At 72.7% G+C, this 15,151-nt stretch carries 14 protein-coding genes; 5 read left to right on the top strand and 9 right to left on the bottom strand.

Annotated elements, in window-relative coordinates:
- Positions 1-27: 27 nt before the first annotated feature.
- The 8 genes from mnhG to GT358_RS00405 are packed head-to-tail and all read right to left on the bottom strand — an operon-like array spanning position 28 to position 6,722.
- Positions 28-369: a monovalent cation/H(+) antiporter subunit G gene (mnhG, locus tag GT358_RS00440; protein ID WP_166580607.1), complete on the bottom strand. Its 342-nt coding sequence runs from the start codon at positions 367-369 to the stop codon at positions 28-30.
- Positions 366-683: a monovalent cation/H+ antiporter complex subunit F gene (locus GT358_RS00435; RefSeq protein WP_166580606.1), complete on the bottom strand. Its 318-nt coding sequence runs from the start codon at positions 681-683 to the stop codon at positions 366-368. Before GT358_RS00435 ends, mnhG begins: the two co-directional genes overlap by 4 nt.
- The gene (locus GT358_RS00430) at positions 680-1,162 is read right to left on the bottom strand and encodes a Na+/H+ antiporter subunit E (protein WP_166580605.1); all 483 of its coding nucleotides are present in this window, start codon (positions 1,160-1,162) and stop codon (positions 680-682) included. The genes GT358_RS00435 and GT358_RS00430 overlap by 4 nt, the downstream gene beginning before the upstream one ends.
- Complete coding sequence (locus GT358_RS00425) at positions 1,159-2,658, bottom strand: Na+/H+ antiporter subunit D (RefSeq protein ID WP_166580604.1); 1,500 nt, start codon at positions 2,656-2,658, stop codon at positions 1,159-1,161. The genes GT358_RS00430 and GT358_RS00425 overlap by 4 nt, the downstream gene beginning before the upstream one ends.
- A complete protein-coding gene (locus GT358_RS00420; RefSeq protein WP_166580603.1) occupies positions 2,655-3,032 on the bottom strand; it encodes a Na+/H+ antiporter subunit C in 378 nt (125 codons plus the stop codon). Before GT358_RS00420 ends, GT358_RS00425 begins: the two co-directional genes overlap by 4 nt.
- Entirely contained in the window at positions 3,032-3,466 is a 435-nt protein-coding gene (locus tag GT358_RS00415) for a Na+/H+ antiporter subunit B (protein WP_166580602.1), read from the bottom strand. The genes GT358_RS00420 and GT358_RS00415 overlap by 1 nt, the downstream gene beginning before the upstream one ends.
- On the bottom strand, positions 3,463-5,760 hold the full coding sequence (gene mbhE, locus GT358_RS00410; RefSeq protein ID WP_166580601.1) for a hydrogen gas-evolving membrane-bound hydrogenase subunit E: 2,298 nt from the start codon (positions 5,758-5,760) through the stop codon (positions 3,463-3,465). Before mbhE ends, GT358_RS00415 begins: the two co-directional genes overlap by 4 nt.
- Positions 5,757-6,722 carry a universal stress protein gene (locus GT358_RS00405; RefSeq protein WP_166580600.1) on the bottom strand — a complete coding sequence of 322 codons (966 nt, stop codon included), beginning with the start codon at positions 6,720-6,722 and terminating at the stop codon, positions 5,757-5,759. Before GT358_RS00405 ends, mbhE begins: the two co-directional genes overlap by 4 nt.
- A gap of 98 nt (positions 6,723-6,820) precedes the next feature.
- Here GT358_RS00405 and GT358_RS00400 point away from each other — a divergent pair, with 98 nt between their 5' ends.
- The 5 genes from GT358_RS00400 to GT358_RS00380 all read left to right on the top strand — a co-directional run bounded on the left by GT358_RS00400 (position 6,821) and on the right by GT358_RS00380 (position 14,517).
- Positions 6,821-7,771: a LysR substrate-binding domain-containing protein gene (locus tag GT358_RS00400; RefSeq protein ID WP_166580599.1), complete on the top strand. Its 951-nt coding sequence runs from the start codon at positions 6,821-6,823 to the stop codon at positions 7,769-7,771.
- A gap of 187 nt (positions 7,772-7,958) precedes the next feature.
- The gene (locus GT358_RS00395; protein WP_166580598.1) at positions 7,959-11,555 is read left to right on the top strand and encodes a PAS domain-containing protein; all 3,597 of its coding nucleotides are present in this window, start codon (positions 7,959-7,961) and stop codon (positions 11,553-11,555) included.
- 144 nt (positions 11,556-11,699) lie between these two features.
- Positions 11,700-12,362: an SRPBCC family protein gene (locus GT358_RS00390; protein ID WP_166580597.1), complete on the top strand. Its 663-nt coding sequence runs from the start codon at positions 11,700-11,702 to the stop codon at positions 12,360-12,362.
- 10 nt (positions 12,363-12,372) lie between these two features.
- Positions 12,373-13,569, top strand: a complete 1,197-nt coding sequence (locus GT358_RS00385) for a zinc-dependent alcohol dehydrogenase (protein WP_166580596.1) — start codon at positions 12,373-12,375, stop codon at positions 13,567-13,569.
- 198 nt (positions 13,570-13,767) lie between these two features.
- Positions 13,768-14,517 (top strand): thermonuclease family protein, encoded by a 750-nt coding sequence (locus GT358_RS00380; RefSeq protein WP_243730634.1) that lies wholly within the window; start codon positions 13,768-13,770, stop codon positions 14,515-14,517.
- Here GT358_RS00380 and GT358_RS00375 read toward each other — a convergent pair.
- Positions 14,421-15,098 (bottom strand): hypothetical protein, encoded by a 678-nt coding sequence (locus GT358_RS00375; RefSeq protein WP_166580595.1) that lies wholly within the window; start codon positions 15,096-15,098, stop codon positions 14,421-14,423. The two genes, GT358_RS00380 and GT358_RS00375, sit on opposite strands and share 97 nt — an antisense overlap.
- Positions 15,099-15,151: the final 53 nt, after the last annotated feature.

The following is a 15,151-nucleotide window of genomic DNA, read 5'->3' as shown; positions in this document are numbered from 1 at the left end:
GCGCGGGGCGTCACCGGAGGGGCGGGATCAGGGCCGGGGCGGGTCGTCCGGCGCGGACCGGGACAGCGGCGCCTGGACGGTCCGGAACATCGGCACGCCCAGCCGCACGGCCGCGCGGCCCATCATGTGGGCGGCGATGGGAGCGGTCAGGAAGAGGAACAGCACGATCGCCGCGCAGCGCACGACGATGCCCACGTCGTTGAAGTAGAGCGCCACGCCAGTGAGGATCAGGCCGGCGCTGAGCAGGCCGATCTTGGTGGCGGCATGCATCCGGATCAGCACGTCCGGCAGGCGGAGCACCCCCACGGAGGCGATGATGCCGAAGGCCCCCCCGGCGAGGATCAGGAGTCCGATGGCCACCTCGATCATTCGCGCATCCCCCGTTCTTCTGCCGTCGGATCGAGGCTGCCGCGCCGTTCGGCAAAGCGCGCAAGGGCGGCCGTGGACAGGAAGCCCACGAGCGCGAGGACGACGGCGATGTCGAGAAAGGCCCGGACCTCGGTCCGGATGGCCAGAAGCGCGCAGAACGAGACAAGCGCGATGGCCATCATGTCGAGCGCCATGACGCGGTCGAGCAGGCTGGGCCCGCGCGCGACGCGCACGAAGGCCAGCGCCGAGGCGATCAGGATGAGGCCGAGGCCCACATCCACGCTCCAGGCCAGAAAGGTCGCGGTTGCGGTCATGCCTGTCCCAGCGCCTCCATCACCCAGCGTTCCATGCCCGTCTTGATCTGCCGGCGGATCGCGTCGGGGTTCTCCGCGAACATGGCGTGGACCAGAAGGGTCTGCCGGTCGTCGGAGACATCGACGGAGAGCGTGCCGGGCGTCATGGAGATGAGGTTTGTCAGAAGAAGGATGCCCAGTTCGCCCTGCACGGCAAGGGGCACCTCGAGAAGGGCCGGGCGCGAGCCCTGGCCGGGGGTGATGACGTCCCAGGCGACCTGAAGCGAGGAGACGAGCAGCTCCCACAGGAACATCACGAGCAGGCGCAGGACGAAGAAGGTGCGCAGGAAATAGGTGCGCGGCACCCCGAAGAGCGGGCGCAGCGCCCAGAGGGTGACGAAGCCCATCACGAAGCCCGCGGCCAGGGTGCCGGGCGTCACGTCCTCGCTGAGGGCGGCCCAGGCGAGGGCGAGGAAGACGTTGAGCGCGAACAGGTTCACGGCAGGTCCCCCAGCACGGCGCGGATGTAGTCCGCCGGGTCGAGGAGCTGCGCGCCCGCCATCTCGGCGAAGCCGAGGAGCGGCTGGGGCACGAGGCCGATGAAGAGCGTGAGCGAGGCGAGAAACGCGATGGGCAGGATCAGCGCCGCGCGGGCGCCGGCGCCGAGGCGGGCGGGTTCGGGCGACAGCCCCTCGGGGTGGGGGGTCCAGAAGGCGGCGCCCCAGATCTTGGTCATGGAGAACACCGTCAGGATCCCCGTCACCAGCGCCACCGTCGCGGCGAGCCAGGCATGGATGTCGAGCGACGCCTTGACGATCAGGAACTTGGCCCAGAAGCCCGAAAGCGGCGGAAAGCCCGCGAGCGAGAAGGCGGGCACGAGGAACAGGGCCGCGAGCAGGGGCGCCGAGCGGTAGAGCCCGCCCATCCGCGCCAGCTCGGTCGAGCCGCAGAGCCGCCCCGCCACGCCCGCGACCAGGAATAGGTTCGCCTTCACCAGGATGTGGTGGAGGATGTAGAATACCGCCCCCGCGATGGCGAGCGGGGTGAACAGCGCCAGCCCGAGGACCATGTAGCCGATCTGGCTGACGATGTGGAACGACAGGATCTTGCGGAAGTCGCTCTGGGCGGCGGCGCCGAGCACGCCCGTGAGCATGGTCAGCAGCGCGACCCAGAGCAGGATCTCGTGCGTGAAGCCGGTATCGAGGTCGAAGACGAGGGTGAACATGCGCACGAGCGCATAGACCCCCACCTTGGTCAGCAGCCCCGCAAACAGCGCCGAGACCGCGAAGGCGGGCGTGTGGTAGGAGGCGGGCAGCCAGAAGAACAGCGGAAAGACCGCCGACTTGATCCCGAAGGCGAGAATGAACATCACCGCTACGACCGAGAGGGGGCCCCGCGCTTCGAGCGAGGCGACGGCGATGGACAGGTCGGCCATGTTGAGCGTCCCGGTCATCCCGTAAAGGAGGCCCACCCCCATCAGGAACAGGATGGTGGAGACGAGGTTGAGCGTGACGTAGCGGATGCCGCCGTCGATCTGCTCGGGCCGGGCGCCCAGCGTCATCAGACCGAAGGAGGCGATCAGCATCACCTCGAACCAGACGTAGAGGTTGAAGATGTCGCCCGTCAGGAACGCGCCGCTGACGCCTGCGATCAGGACCTGAAACAGGGCGTGATAGCCCAGCCGCTCGCGCTCGGCGTCGATGTCGCCCAGGGCATAGACCGCCGTGGCGATCGCCGTGACCGCGGTGACGGCGACCATGGCGGCGCCCAGCGCGTCCGCCACGAGCGTGATGCCGAAGGGGGCGGCCCAGTTGCCCATCTGCGCGGCGATCACCGTGCCGTCCGAGACGATGGCCACGAGGGCGAAGGCCGCGGCGGCATGGAGCAGCGTGCCCCCGAGCGACACCCAGCGGCCCCAGCGGCTGGTGCGCAGGGCAAAGCAGAGGATCGCGGTGGCAAGGGGGACCACCACGGGCAAAACGAGGATCAGGCTCACCGGCCGTCCTCCGTCGTCGGGACGGGGCGCCCCTCGGCCAGGGTCATGTCGTCGCTGTCGAGCGTGCCGAGCGCCCCCTGCGCCCGCAGCACGAGCGTCAGAGCGAAGGCGAACAGGCCGAAGCCGATCACGATGGCGGTCAGGATCAGCGCCTGCGGCAGGGGATTGGCGACCGCGGCCGCCGGCGCAGAGGCGCCTTCGGGAATGAGCGGGGGGTTCACGGTGGTCAGGCGCCCGGCGGCGAGGATGACTAGGTTGGCGGCGTTGGAGAGCAGCACGAGTCCGAACAGGAAGCGCAACACGCTGCGCGCGAGCATCAGATAGACGGAGGCGGCCGTGAGGGCGCCGACGCAGAGGACGAGAAGCACTTCCATCAGTCGTTTCTCTCCCCTTCGTCCTCGAGCAGAAGGACCAGCGTCAGGACCGAACCCAGCACGACGAGGTAGACCCCGATATCGAACAGCAGGACCGAGGAGACGGGCAGGCCCTTGCCTCCGTCGGGACCGGTGCCGAGGAAGGGCCAGAGCCCGGTGAACAGGGGCAGGCCGAGGAAGAGCGGCAGCAGGCCTGCCAGCAGCGCCAGCGCCAGGCCGATCGCCGCCACCGCCTCGGGTGCGACGCGCAGGGCGGCGCGCGCCTCGCCCACGCCGCAGGCGAGCGAGTAGATGACAAAGCCCGTCGCGCCGATCAGCCCGCCGATGAAGCCGCCCCCCGGCTCGTTGTGGCCGCGCAGGAGCATGTGGATGGAGAACAGCAGCAGGAGCGCGGCGAGATAGCGGGCTCCGGCCTGGAGGATGACGGAGTTCATGGGGCCCTTCTCCCGCTGCTGGTCCGCGCCGCGCGGAGCAGCGCCAGGGCCGACAGGGCGGCGACCGCCACCACGACGATCTCGCCGAACGTGTCGAGCGCGCGGAAGTCCACGAGGATGACGTTGACGATGTTGCGCCCGTGCGCGTCAGGGTAGCTCGCCGCCTCGAAGAAGTCGCTGAGCCGCCGGTCCATCGGCGTACCGAGGACCATGAGCAGCGCCCCCCCCACGGCCGTTCCTGTTGCGAGGGCGAGCAGGCCGTGCCCGGGCCGGCGGTCGGCGGCGAGATGCGGCAGCCTGAGCATCGCCACCGCCATGAGAACCACCGTGAGGGTTTCCACCAGAAGCTGGGTGATGGCCACGTCCGGCGCACCCCACAGGATGAAGACGATGGCCACCCCGATGCCGGTCGCGCCGAGACCGGCCAGCGCCGCGATGCGCGAAGCGGTCAGCGCCGCCACGGCCGATCCGGCCAGGATGAGCGCCACCGGCGCCAGCTGGAGCCAGCCCACCGCGCCCAGCGCGGCCGGTTCGGGCCAGCGCCCGCGCATCAGCAGCGCAAAGGCCAGCGCGGCCGCCACGACGCCGAAGGTCGCCGCGATATAGGTGCGCAGCCGTCCCGTCTGGATCGCCTGCGCCTGCCAGATGGCGAAGCGCAGCAGCCCCTCCATCAGACGGTCCCAGCCGGTGTCGAAGTCGGGCAGGCGCGCCTCGGCCGCCGCGATCAGGCCGCGCAGGCGGACATGGACGAGGTAGAGCGCGATGCCGACCGCAAAGGTCACGAGGCTGAGCACGAAGGCCGCGTTGAACCCGGCCCAGAGGCGCAGGATGGCGGGCGTCGTGTCGGGGCCGACAAAGCCCAGCACGGTCGGGTTGACCACCGCCCCTTGCAGGAGGCCGGGGAAGATCCCGAAGGCGAGGCCGCCCAGCGCCAGCAGCACGGGCCCCGCGAGCATCGTCCACGGCGCCTCGTGCGGGGTGCGCGGCAGCGGGGCGGGGGCGGGGCGCCAGAAGGGGCGCAAGGCGACGATGCCTGCGACCACCACCATCAGGACGTTGGCCCCGAGCAGGGCGCCCCCGACCAGGTAGGGCCGGGCCGAGTATTCGACCGCCGCCGCATAGGCCAGTTCCTTGCCGATGAAGCCCAGAAGCGGCGGGAAGCCTGCCATCGACAGCCCCGCCAGCGCAGCCGCGAGGGCCGTGACCGGCATGGCGCGGGCGAGGCCGCCGAGGATCTCGGCCTCGCGGGTGCCGGTTTCGTGGTCGATGCAGCCGACGACGAGGAACAGCGACGCCTTGTAGAGCGAGTGGGCGACGAGAAAGGTGGCAAAGGCCGTCATCGCATAGGCGCCCTGCTGGCCCAGAAGCAGCGTGAGCGTGCCCAGCGCCATCACGGTCGTGTAGGCGAGCGAGAGCTTGAGGTCGGTCTGCCGCACCGACAGGAGCGAGGCGAGCACCGCCGTGAAGCCCCCCGCGACCGTCAGGGTCCAGAACCAGACCTCGGTGCCCCCCAGCGTCGGGTGCAGCCGGGCGAGCAGATAGACGCCCGCCTTCACCATGGTGGCCGAGTGGAGATAGGCGCTGACCGGCGTGGGCGCGGCCATCGCGTTCGGGAGCCAGAAGTGGAAGGGGAACTGGGCCGACTTGGTGAAGGCGCCCGCGAGCACGAGGATCAGGATGGCGAGATACCATGGATGCTCGCGGAGCGGCACCTCGGCGCCCAGGATCTCGGCCAGGCTGTAGGTCCCGGTGGCGGTGCCGATGATGATGACGCCCGCCAGAAAGGCGAGCCCCCCCGCCCCGGTCAGCAGCAGCGCCTGAAGCGCCGAGCGGCGCGACTTGGCCGCGGCATGGTCGAAGCCGATCAGCAGGTAGGAGGTGATCGTCGTCAGCTCCCAGAACACGAACAGGAGCACGAGGTCGTCGGCGAGCACGAGCCCCAGCATCGACAGCATGAAGGCCGTCAGGAACAGGGCAAAGCGCGGATAATGCGGGTGCCCCGCGAGGTAGGTGCGCGAATAGAGCAGCACCAGCGCCCCGATGCCGGTGATCAGCAGCGCGAAGGTGAGGGAGAGCCCGTCGATGAGCAGCGAGGCCCGGATACCGAGCGAGGGGACCCATTCCAGCGTGGGCCGCAGCACCGCCCCGCCCGAGACGGCCGGCAGAAGCGCGGCAAACCAGGCAAAGAGCCCTGCGGCCAGCGCGACGGGCAGCCAGGCTGCGGCGGCCTCCGCAAGGGGGGAGGGCCGCCGCGCCTCGTCGGCGGGGGCCCCGGTCGTCGATGCTGGACTCATGCCGGCCCCTTGCGTCCTGTCTCGTGCTCCGTCTGGAGGGGAGACATATACCCTTCGGGCTTGATGGCCACGACGGAACAGGGCACGCGGCCCAGGATCGTCTCGGCAGTGTTGCCGATGAACAGGCCGGCCACGCCCGTGCGCCCGAGCGTGCCCATCACCAGAAGGTCGGCCCGCTCGGCCTCCGCATGGGCCACGATGGCATCGGCGGGGCGCCCCTTGCGGTGGACGGGACGGACGGGAACCGCAGGATCGAGGCCGCGGACCAAGCGCTCCAGCCGGTCGGCGCTGCGGGCGCGCGTCGCTTCGAGCGTGTCCTCGATCTCGGCCTGCATGCCCGAGAGGGCGTGGCGCAGCGCCTCCTCCTCGGGCAGGTGCCACAGGCTGAGCACGTCGAGCGACGCCCCCTCCCGCGCCGCGATGGCGTGGGCGATGGAGAGGATGCGGGGGTTGAGCGCCTCGTGGGCGGGCTCGTCCGAGGTCGTGTCCACGGCCGCCACGATCCGCCGCAGGGGACCCTGCGCGCGCGGCGCGATCAGCCAGAGGGGACAGGGGCAGTAGCGCAGAAGCCGCATGTCGAGCGACCGGAAGCCTGCCGCCGGATTGTCGGCCGCCTCCTTCACGAGGAGGTCGTGGCCACCCTCGATCACCTGCCGCACGGCCTCGTCGGCGGCCGAACCCTGCCGCACGACGCAGGCTGTCGCCGGGCCGTCGCCCCCTGCGCCGGCGATCCGGGACTCGAGCGCGGCGCGGCGCCGCGCCAGGAGCGCGCGCTCGGCCGCCTCGCCGCGCAGGCCGGCCAGAAGGCGCAGCCAGCGTCCCAGGGCGCCGGGCCCGCTCGATTCGACGACGCCGAGCAGGGTCACCCGGCCGCCCGGCTCGGTCATCCGGCGGGCGACGGACAGGGCCCGGTCGCCCGGCGGGTCCCTGTCGCACAGAACGAGCGCATTGCTGAAGCGCACGCAGTCCCCCTTTTCCACGCGCCCCAGATGGGGCCTCCGGCTTGCCGGCGCCAATCGAAAATGGCATCGGGTCCGATAGACGCTCTCTATCGCTCTCCATGCCCACGCTCCAGCAGCTCCGCTATCTCGTCGCCTTGTCCGAGACGCTCCACTTCCGGCGGGCGGCGGAGGCGTGCCATGTCACGCAGCCCACGCTCAGCGACCAGATCAAGGCGCTGGAACTCCGGCTGGGCGCCGCGCTGGTCGAGCGGGGCTCCTCGCGCGTGCTGCTGACGGCGCTGGGCCTGGAGGTGGCAGAGCGCGCCAGAGCCATCCTGCGCGAGGTGGACGAGATCCGCACCCTCGCCCGGGGCGGGGAACGGGCGGGCGCGGGCACGCTCCGGCTCGGCGCCCCGCCGACCGTCGGACCCTACCTGCTGCCGCCCCTCCTCGACGGGCTGCGCGCCGGTCAGCCCGGCCGCGCGCTGTCGCTGCGCGAGGACCGGCCGGCGGCGCTGCTGCGCGCGCTGGAGGACGGCCGTCTCGATCTTGTGGTGCTGGCTGCCGCCGGATCGTCCGAGGGGCTGGGGGGTTGTGCGGTGCGGCCCCTCCTGCGCGAGCCGCTGCTGCTCGTTCTGCCGAAGGCCCATCCCCTCGCGGCGGCGGCAAGGGTCCCGGCGCGTGCCCTGCGGGGCGAGACGGTTCTGGCGCCGGGGCCCGGCCAGCCGCTGCACGAGGAGCTGCGCCGCTTCTGCGCCGCGACCGGTGCCGTCCTGTCGGTCCCCTATGACGGGGTGAACCTGGACGGGTTGCGGCAGATGGCCGCGCTGGGCCTGGGGGTGGCGCTGCTGCCGGCGCTGTATGTGCGCTCGGAGGTCGCGGCCGGCGGGAGCGTGGTCGCGCGCCCGCTCGAGGAACCCGCACCGGCGCGGGATCTCGCGCTGGTCTGGCGGCGCGGATCGGCGGCAGCCCGCGAGGCCGCCGTCCTGGCGCAGGGGCTTTGCGCGATTCTGCAGCAGAGGGCGCCCGAACTCGTCCCGGCGGCGGCGGAGACTTCCCCGCCCGTCTGACCCGTTCCCTGCCGTCCCGACCCGCCTTGACCGAAAGGGCAGTTCTGCGATGGTGCAGGGGGCGGCATCCAGCCGCGGGCGACCGGAGACGAGGGAGAGGGTCGTCGAGAATGGCATCGCCGGAACCGGAGGCCCTTGTCCGGGCCTTGCCGCAGTGAACGGCTCGGCAAATCCGCGGCCGGAGCAGTTGGCACCGGGCCTTGCCTTCGAGCTGGCGCCGGTGGCGCTCGCCATCTTTGATCGGGAAGGGCGGTGCGTGCGGCTCAACCGCCGGGCGGCCGCGATGGCCGCGCGGAACGTCTCTCTCTCCGCCCCTCTGGCGGCATCGGCGGTCTGGCCGGGCTTCGGTGCGGCGCTGGCGCGGCTGGTCGAGCGCTGCCTCTCCGGCCAGGCTGCCGGAACGGAGGACCTGACGGGCGAGGGCCGGACCTGGCGCGTCGCACTCGAGCCCCTGGCGGCGCCGGACGGATCGCCGCTCGGGGTTTGCGCGGCGCTCGAGGACATCACGTCCGAGGCCGCCCGCCGGCGGCTCCGCGACTTCCTGCTGCGGCTGGACGAGGCGCTGCGCCGGGCGCCGGACGGGGATGCGGCGATCGACAGGGCCTGCGCCCTGCTCGGCGAGGAGCTGGGGGCAGGCTTTGTCGGCCTGAGCCGCATCGAGGAGGACGGCGAGCACGGTGTCGTCGAGCATGTCTGGCGCGGCTGTTCCGGTCCGCCCGTCCGGGCGCGCAAGCGCCTGCGCGAGTTCGGCGAGGGCCGGATGGCGCCGCTGCGGCGCGGCGAAACGGTCGTGGTCGAGGACGTGTGCGACGATCCCCGGATCGCGGATGCCGGGCCCCATCTGGCCCTCGGATCGCGGGCGACGATCGATGTGCCGCTCCTGCGCGACGGGCAGTTGCGCGGCCTCCTGTTCGCCTCGTCGCCCGAGCCCCGGCACTGGACCCCGATCGAGGTGGCGCTGGTCGAGAAGACCGCCGCCCGCGCCGCCGAGGCAGCCGAACGCGTGCGCGCCGAGGCCGCCCTGCGCGAGAGCGAGGCGCGGTTCCGGCAGCTGGCCGAGACGGTCCGGGAAGTCTTCTACGTCTTCGAGGTGCCCGAGGGACGGATCAGCTATGTGAGCCCCGCCTACGAGGAGGTCTGGGGCCAGCCGGTCGAGGCGCTCTATCGCAATCCGCGCGCGTTCCTGGCGGCGGTGCATCCCGAGGACCGCCCCGCGGTGCTCCGGCGGCTGCGCGTGGTCGGGGAGGGTCTGCCGGCGGAGGGGGAGTACCGCGTGCTCCGGCCCGACGGATCGGTGCGCCACGTCTACGACCGGGCGGTGGTCACGACCGACCCGGCCACGGGCCAGCGCCGGATCATCGGCCTGGCCGCCGACGTGACCGATCGGCGCCTGGTGGAGGAACGACTCCACCTGGCCACCTCGGCCGGGGGAATGGGCATCTTCGACGTGGACCTCGGGACCGGACGCATCAACTGGGACCGCCGGCTGCGCGAGATCTGGGGACTGAGCCCCGACGAGACGGTGACCGACGCGCTGTTCGTGGGCGGCATCCATCCCGACGACCGGGCCCTGATGCGCGCGGCGGTGGCCGCCGCCATCGATCCCGCCGGAGACGGCATCTACAGCGCCGAATACCGGGTCCTCCCCTATGGCGGGGGGCCCCGGCGGTGGATCGCCGCAGCCGGGCGGGTGCATTTCGCCGCCGGCCGCGCCGTCCGGCTGATCGGCACGGTCCGCGACGTGACCGCGCGGCGCGAGGCCGAGGACGCGCTGCGCGACTCGGAGGAGCGGCAGCGCACCCTGGTCGCCGCCCTGTCCGAGATCGTCTGGACCACCGATGCCGAAGGTCGCGCCGAGCCGATGGAAGCCTGGGCGCGGCTGACGGGCCTGCCGGTCGAGGCGACCGCGGGGCATGGCTGGCTGTCGGCCATCCATCCGGAGGATGCCGAGCAGGCGGCCTGCCGCCTCGCCCTCGCCGCGGCCGAGCCGGGGCGCCGCTATGTGGCGGAGTTCAGGGTCCGCTGCGCGGACGGCACCTATCGCTGGTTCGAGAGCCGGGGCGTGCCGATCGTGGACGAAGGGGGTCAGGTGCGCCGGTGGATGGGCGTGACGCTCGACATCGACGAGCGCAAGCGCGCCGAGGCCGCGACCGCCGAAAGCGAGGCGCGCTTCCGCACCCTCGCCAACACGCTGCCGGCGCTCATCTTCGTGGCCACGGGCGAGAAGGGGAACGTCTGGGTCAACGACCGCTTTGCCGCCTTCACCGGGCGCCCGCGCGAGGCGCTGCTGGGCCGGGGCTGGACGGCCGTGCTGCATCCCGACGACGTGCGCCCGACCCTGGAGGGTGCCGAACGGAGCTGGCGCGAGCGCGCGCCCTATGCGACCGAGATCCGCATCCTGCGCGCCGATGGCGAGCCGCGCTGGCATCTGGTCCGCGGCGCACCCGTGACCGACGCGGCCGGACAGACCGTCCAGTGGGTCGGGGCGGCGGTGGAGATCCAGGAGATCGTCGAGGCGCGCGAGGCCGTCGCCCGCTCGCGCGAGGCCGTGGAACGCGCCAATGCCGAACTGGAGCAGCGCGTGGCGGAACGCACGGCCTCGCTGGCGGAGGCCAACAACCGCCTTGCCGCCGAGATCCGCGAACGCGAGGCCGCCCAGTCGCAACTGCTCCAGAGCCAGAAGCTCGAGGCGCTGGGCCAGCTCACCTCGGGCATCGCGCACGATTTCAACAACGTCATCGCCGCCATCGCCGGGGGGTTTCAGGTCATCGAGCGGCGCAGCAGCGACCCGCGCCTGGTCGAGGTGGCCCGGCACGGCGCCCGGGCGGCCAGACGGGGCGGGCGGCTGGTCCAGCAGCTTCTGGCCTTTGCGCGCCAGCAGGTGCTCGATCCCCGCCCGGTGGATCCCCGCGCCCTTCTGGACGAGGCGCTGCCGCTGCTGACGCGCTCGCTCGGGCCGGGGGTCGCGTTCGAGGTGGACTGCCCCCCGGACCTGCCCGCCGTGCTGGTCGATCCGCTCCAGTTCGAGACGGCGCTCATCAACCTCGCCGTCAATGCCCGGGACGCCATGGACGGGCAGGGGCGCGCAGTGCTGCGATTGCGCGAGAGCCGTCCCGGCGAGCCGGGCCACCCGCCCGAGATGGCGGCCGCGCCGGCCGTGGCCGTCTCGCTCTCCGACACCGGTTGCGGCATGGAGGGCCCGACGCTCGAGCGGGCGCTCGAGCCGTTCTACACCACGAAGGAGCCCGGCCGCGGCACCGGACTGGGCCTGCCGATGGTTCACGGCTTCATCCGGCAGTCGGGCGGTGCGCTGGCCATCGAGAGCGCGGTGGGTCAGGGCACCACCGTGACCCTGTTCCTGCCGCTGAGCGGGGAGGCCCCGCCCGCCGCCGGCCGCGCGGACGAGCGCCCGACCCTGCGTCCGGCCGCGGCGGCCGTTCTGCTGGTGGACGACGACCCGGAGGTGCGGGGGGTCGTCGCCGCGCATCTGGCCGATCTCGGCTGCCGCGTCACCGAGGCGGGCAGCGCCGCCGAGGCGCTGCGCCGGCTGGAGGAGGAGCCGCGACCCGACCTGGTCCTGACCGACGTCATCATGCCGGGCGGGGACGGCGTGTCGCTGGCCGAGGCCCTGCGGGGCCGGCATCCGCATCTGCCGGTGCTGTTCATGACCGGTCATGCCGACCGCCGGCGCCTTGCGCAGGAGCGCGTCCTCGACAAGCCCTTCACCCCCGAGGCCTTGGCGCAGGCGATCGCGGCGATCCTGGCGCAGGTTCCCGGCGCCTGAGCGCCGCCGCCCCGGCCGTGCGCCTGCCGGCGGGACCGACGGGCAGGGGCGGCGCCGGCGATCAGGAAACAAGTGCGCCCCGAGCGGCGTTGGCTGGCCGGACCCTCCGGGGGCCTCGCGCCTCCCTGCCGCGACGGAGACATCATGGATCAGCCCCACCCCACCCCCCGATGGACGGCCGATGGCCGCGTGCTCGCGACCGCGGCCGCCGCCCTGGGCCTCGGCGCCCTCGCGGGCCTCGCGGCCTATGGCGTCCTTGCCCCCTCTCCCCGCGCGCCCGAGCCGCGCCGCATCCCCGACGACGCCCCCGGCCGGACCGCGCGGCAGGCCCGGTTCGGCGACTTCGCGGTGACCGGGCGCAGCGTCACCATCAACCGCCCGCGGGAGGAGGTCTTTGCCTTCTGGCGGCATTTCCCGAACCTGTCGCAGTTCATGGAGAACATCGAATCGGTCCGGGAGGAGCCGGGCGGCCTCGGCATCTGGACCATCCGGGCTCCCCTCGGCATGACGGTGGAGGTGCGCACCCGCATCGTCAACGAGCGCCCCGGCGAGCAGATCGCCTGGCGCTCGACGCCCGACAGCGACGTGGAAACGGAAGGCAAGGTGTCCTTCCGCGACGCGCCGGGCGGGCGGGGCACGATCGTCGCGGCGCTTGTGGCGTGGAAGCCGCCCTTCGGGGCGCTGGGCCAGACCGTGGCCAGGCTGTTCGCGGCCGAGCCGTCGGTGCAGTCCCGGCGAGACCTCAAGCGGCTCAAGATGCTGCTCGAGACCGGCGAGATCGCCACGAACCGCAACCGCAAGGCCTGAGGAGGTCCCGATGCGCGCGCTCACCTATCACGGCAAGCACGACGTCCGCGTGGACACCCACCCGGACCCCGAGATCGTCAATCCCCGCGACGCCATCATCGAGGTCACGTCCACGGCGATCTGCGGATCGGACCTCCACCTCTACAACGGGGTGATCCCCGGCGTCCTGAGCGGGGACATCCTGGGCCACGAGTTCATGGGCATCGTGGTCGAGGCGGGGCCGAAATCCACCCTGCGCAAGGGCCAGCGCGTGGTGGTGCCCTTCACCATCTCCTGCGGGGCCTGCTTCCACTGCCGCAACGAGGACTATTCCGCCTGCGACAATTCCAACCCGGCCGAGAAGCAGGACGCCTCCGAGGCGCTCTACGGCCAGCCGATGGCGGGGCTGTTCGGCTATTCGCACCTGACGGGCGGCTATCCCGGCGGGCAGGCGGAATACGTGCGGGTGCCGTTCTCGGACGTGGGGCCGATCGTCGTGCCGGACGGGCTGGAGGACGAACGGGTGCTGTTCCTGTCGGACATCCTGCCCACCGGCTGGATGGCGGCCGAGAACGCGGACATCCGGGGCGGCGACACGGTGGTGGTGTTCGGCGCGGGGCCCGTGGGTCTGTTCGCCGTCCAGAGCGCGCTCGTCATGGGGGCCGAGCAGGTCATCGCCATCGACCACTACCCCCACCGTCTGGAACTGGCCCGGGGCCTGGGCGCCCGGATCATCGACTTCACTCAGACCGAGGTGCTGGACGCCCTGCTCGAGATGACGGGCGGGCAGGGACCCGATGCCGTCATCGACGCGGTAGGCATGGAGAGCCACGGCATGCGGCCCGACAACCTGGCCGACACGGTCAAGCAGAAGGTCGGCATGGGCGCCGATCGCGTGGGCGCGCTGCGCACGGCGATCATGGCCGTGCGCAAGGGGGGGCGGCTGTCCATCCCCGGCGTCTATGGCGGCCTGGCCGACAAGTTCCCCATCGGCGCCGTGATGGAGAAGGGTCTGACCGTCCGCACCGGCCAGACCCATGTTCAGCGCTACCTGCCGGACCTGCTGCGCCGCATCGAGGAAGGCGAGATCGACACGACCTTTCTCATCTCGCACCGCCTGTCGCTCGAGGACGCGCCTGCGGGGTATCGCAACTTCCTCTACAACCAGAATCTCTGGACCAAGGTCGTGCTGAAGCCCAAGTGGGAGAAGGGTCGCATGCAGGCCTGAGACGGTGGCCACGGCGCCCGCCCGGGCGGGGGCGGGCAGGGTCGCCACCCCTTGGCCGCAGCAGGGTCCGACGCGCCGCCGGTGATCCCTGTTGCGCCAGGGCATCAGGCTGGCGCCGTCTGCGGGGCGGGCACAGGCGGTTAACCTTTCGTTAACCTTTTGCTTGCCCCGGAGCGCGGTCCGACTCACATGGGGGGCATGAGCCTTCGCCTCCTCGTTGCCGCGCTGGTCCTGTCGGCCTTCTCCATGGCGCCGTCCCGGGTGCTCGTCACCTGGGGCGACGCGGTTCTGGCCGAGCGCAGCGGCGGCGTGGTCAGCGGCGCGTCGGAGGCGGTGCCGCGGGCGGACGGGCTGATCCGCGGCGTGCTGCGCGTGATGGACGGCGACACGGTGGAACTCGCCGGACAGCGCGTGCGGCTGCACGGGGTGGATGCCCCCGAGGCGGGCCAGACCTGCGAGGATGCGACCGGCCGACCCTGGGATTGCGGCGCATGGGCCACGGCGGAAGCCCGCGCCCGCTGGGACGGCCGGCCGGCACGCTGCGAGCCCCTCGACACCGACCGCTACGGGCGGATCGTGGCGCGCTGCCATGTGGGGGCCGAGGATCTGGGCGCCACCCTGGTGCGCGAGGGGATGGCGATTGCCTACCGGGCCTTCTCGCTGGACTACGTCGCGCAGGAGGAGGAGGCGCGGGCGCGCGGCGCGGGCCTCTGGCAGGGGCGCTTCGAGGAGCCCGCCGCCTGGCGCGCCGCCATGCGCGCCGGGCAGGGAGCGGCCCCCCCTAGCGAGTGCCGCATCAAGGGTAACATCTCGGCCAACGGACGGATCTACCACCTGCCGGGCGGGCTGCATTACGACCGCACCACCATCGACCCGGCGCGCGGCGAGCGGTGGTTCTGCTCGGAGGAGGAGGCGCAGGCGGCAGGCTGGCGGCCGGCCGCGCGGTAGGGCGGACCCCCTCGGCCGCACAGGTCTGCCGATGCGGTCGGGGAGGGGCGCGGCTGCATTCCGGCGACGGCCGGGGCGCCCGGGCGCGGCAGCGGAAAGGGCAGGACGCGACCCGTCCGGCGCGCGCTTTCCTCCGCCCGGCCGAGCAGCGCCTGCGCCAGACGGGACGGATCGTGGAGCCCCCGCGGCAGCACCGCATCCGCCCCCGGCGCCCCGACCGGACGGGCCCCGGCGGGAACCGCATCCCGCCGGTCCGGCGCCAGCGCCACGAGCCGCTCCAGCCGCGGGCGGAGGCCGGCCAGATCCTCCAGCAGGGTCAGGGCGTCGGGCAGGGCCAGATCGACCAGAACGGCGGCCGGACGCCAGAGCCGCAGGTGGCGCGCCGCCGCCTCCGCCCCGGCCGCATGGCGCAGGCGGCCGCCGCCGGCCAGCACGGCCGAGCGCAACCCCTCCACCGTCGGGGCGCAGGCGCTGACGGCGAGAAGCGTCAGCCCGAGCAGCGGCCGGGCAGGGCAGGGTGCCGGGCGCGGCGGCAGGGGCGGAAGCGCGGCCAGCATGGCGGCGGCGGGAGAGGCGATCATGGAGTGCATCCTTCTGGAGGCGATTCGGGTTCCGGCCCCAGAATGGCAACGAT

The organism is Rubellimicrobium sp. CFH 75288, from assembly GCF_009904055.1.
Taxonomy (GTDB): domain Bacteria; phylum Pseudomonadota; class Alphaproteobacteria; order Rhodobacterales; family Rhodobacteraceae; genus Rubellimicrobium.
The sequence above is the reverse complement of the archived record's forward strand: the minus strand, read 5'-3'. Positions and strand labels throughout refer to the sequence as shown.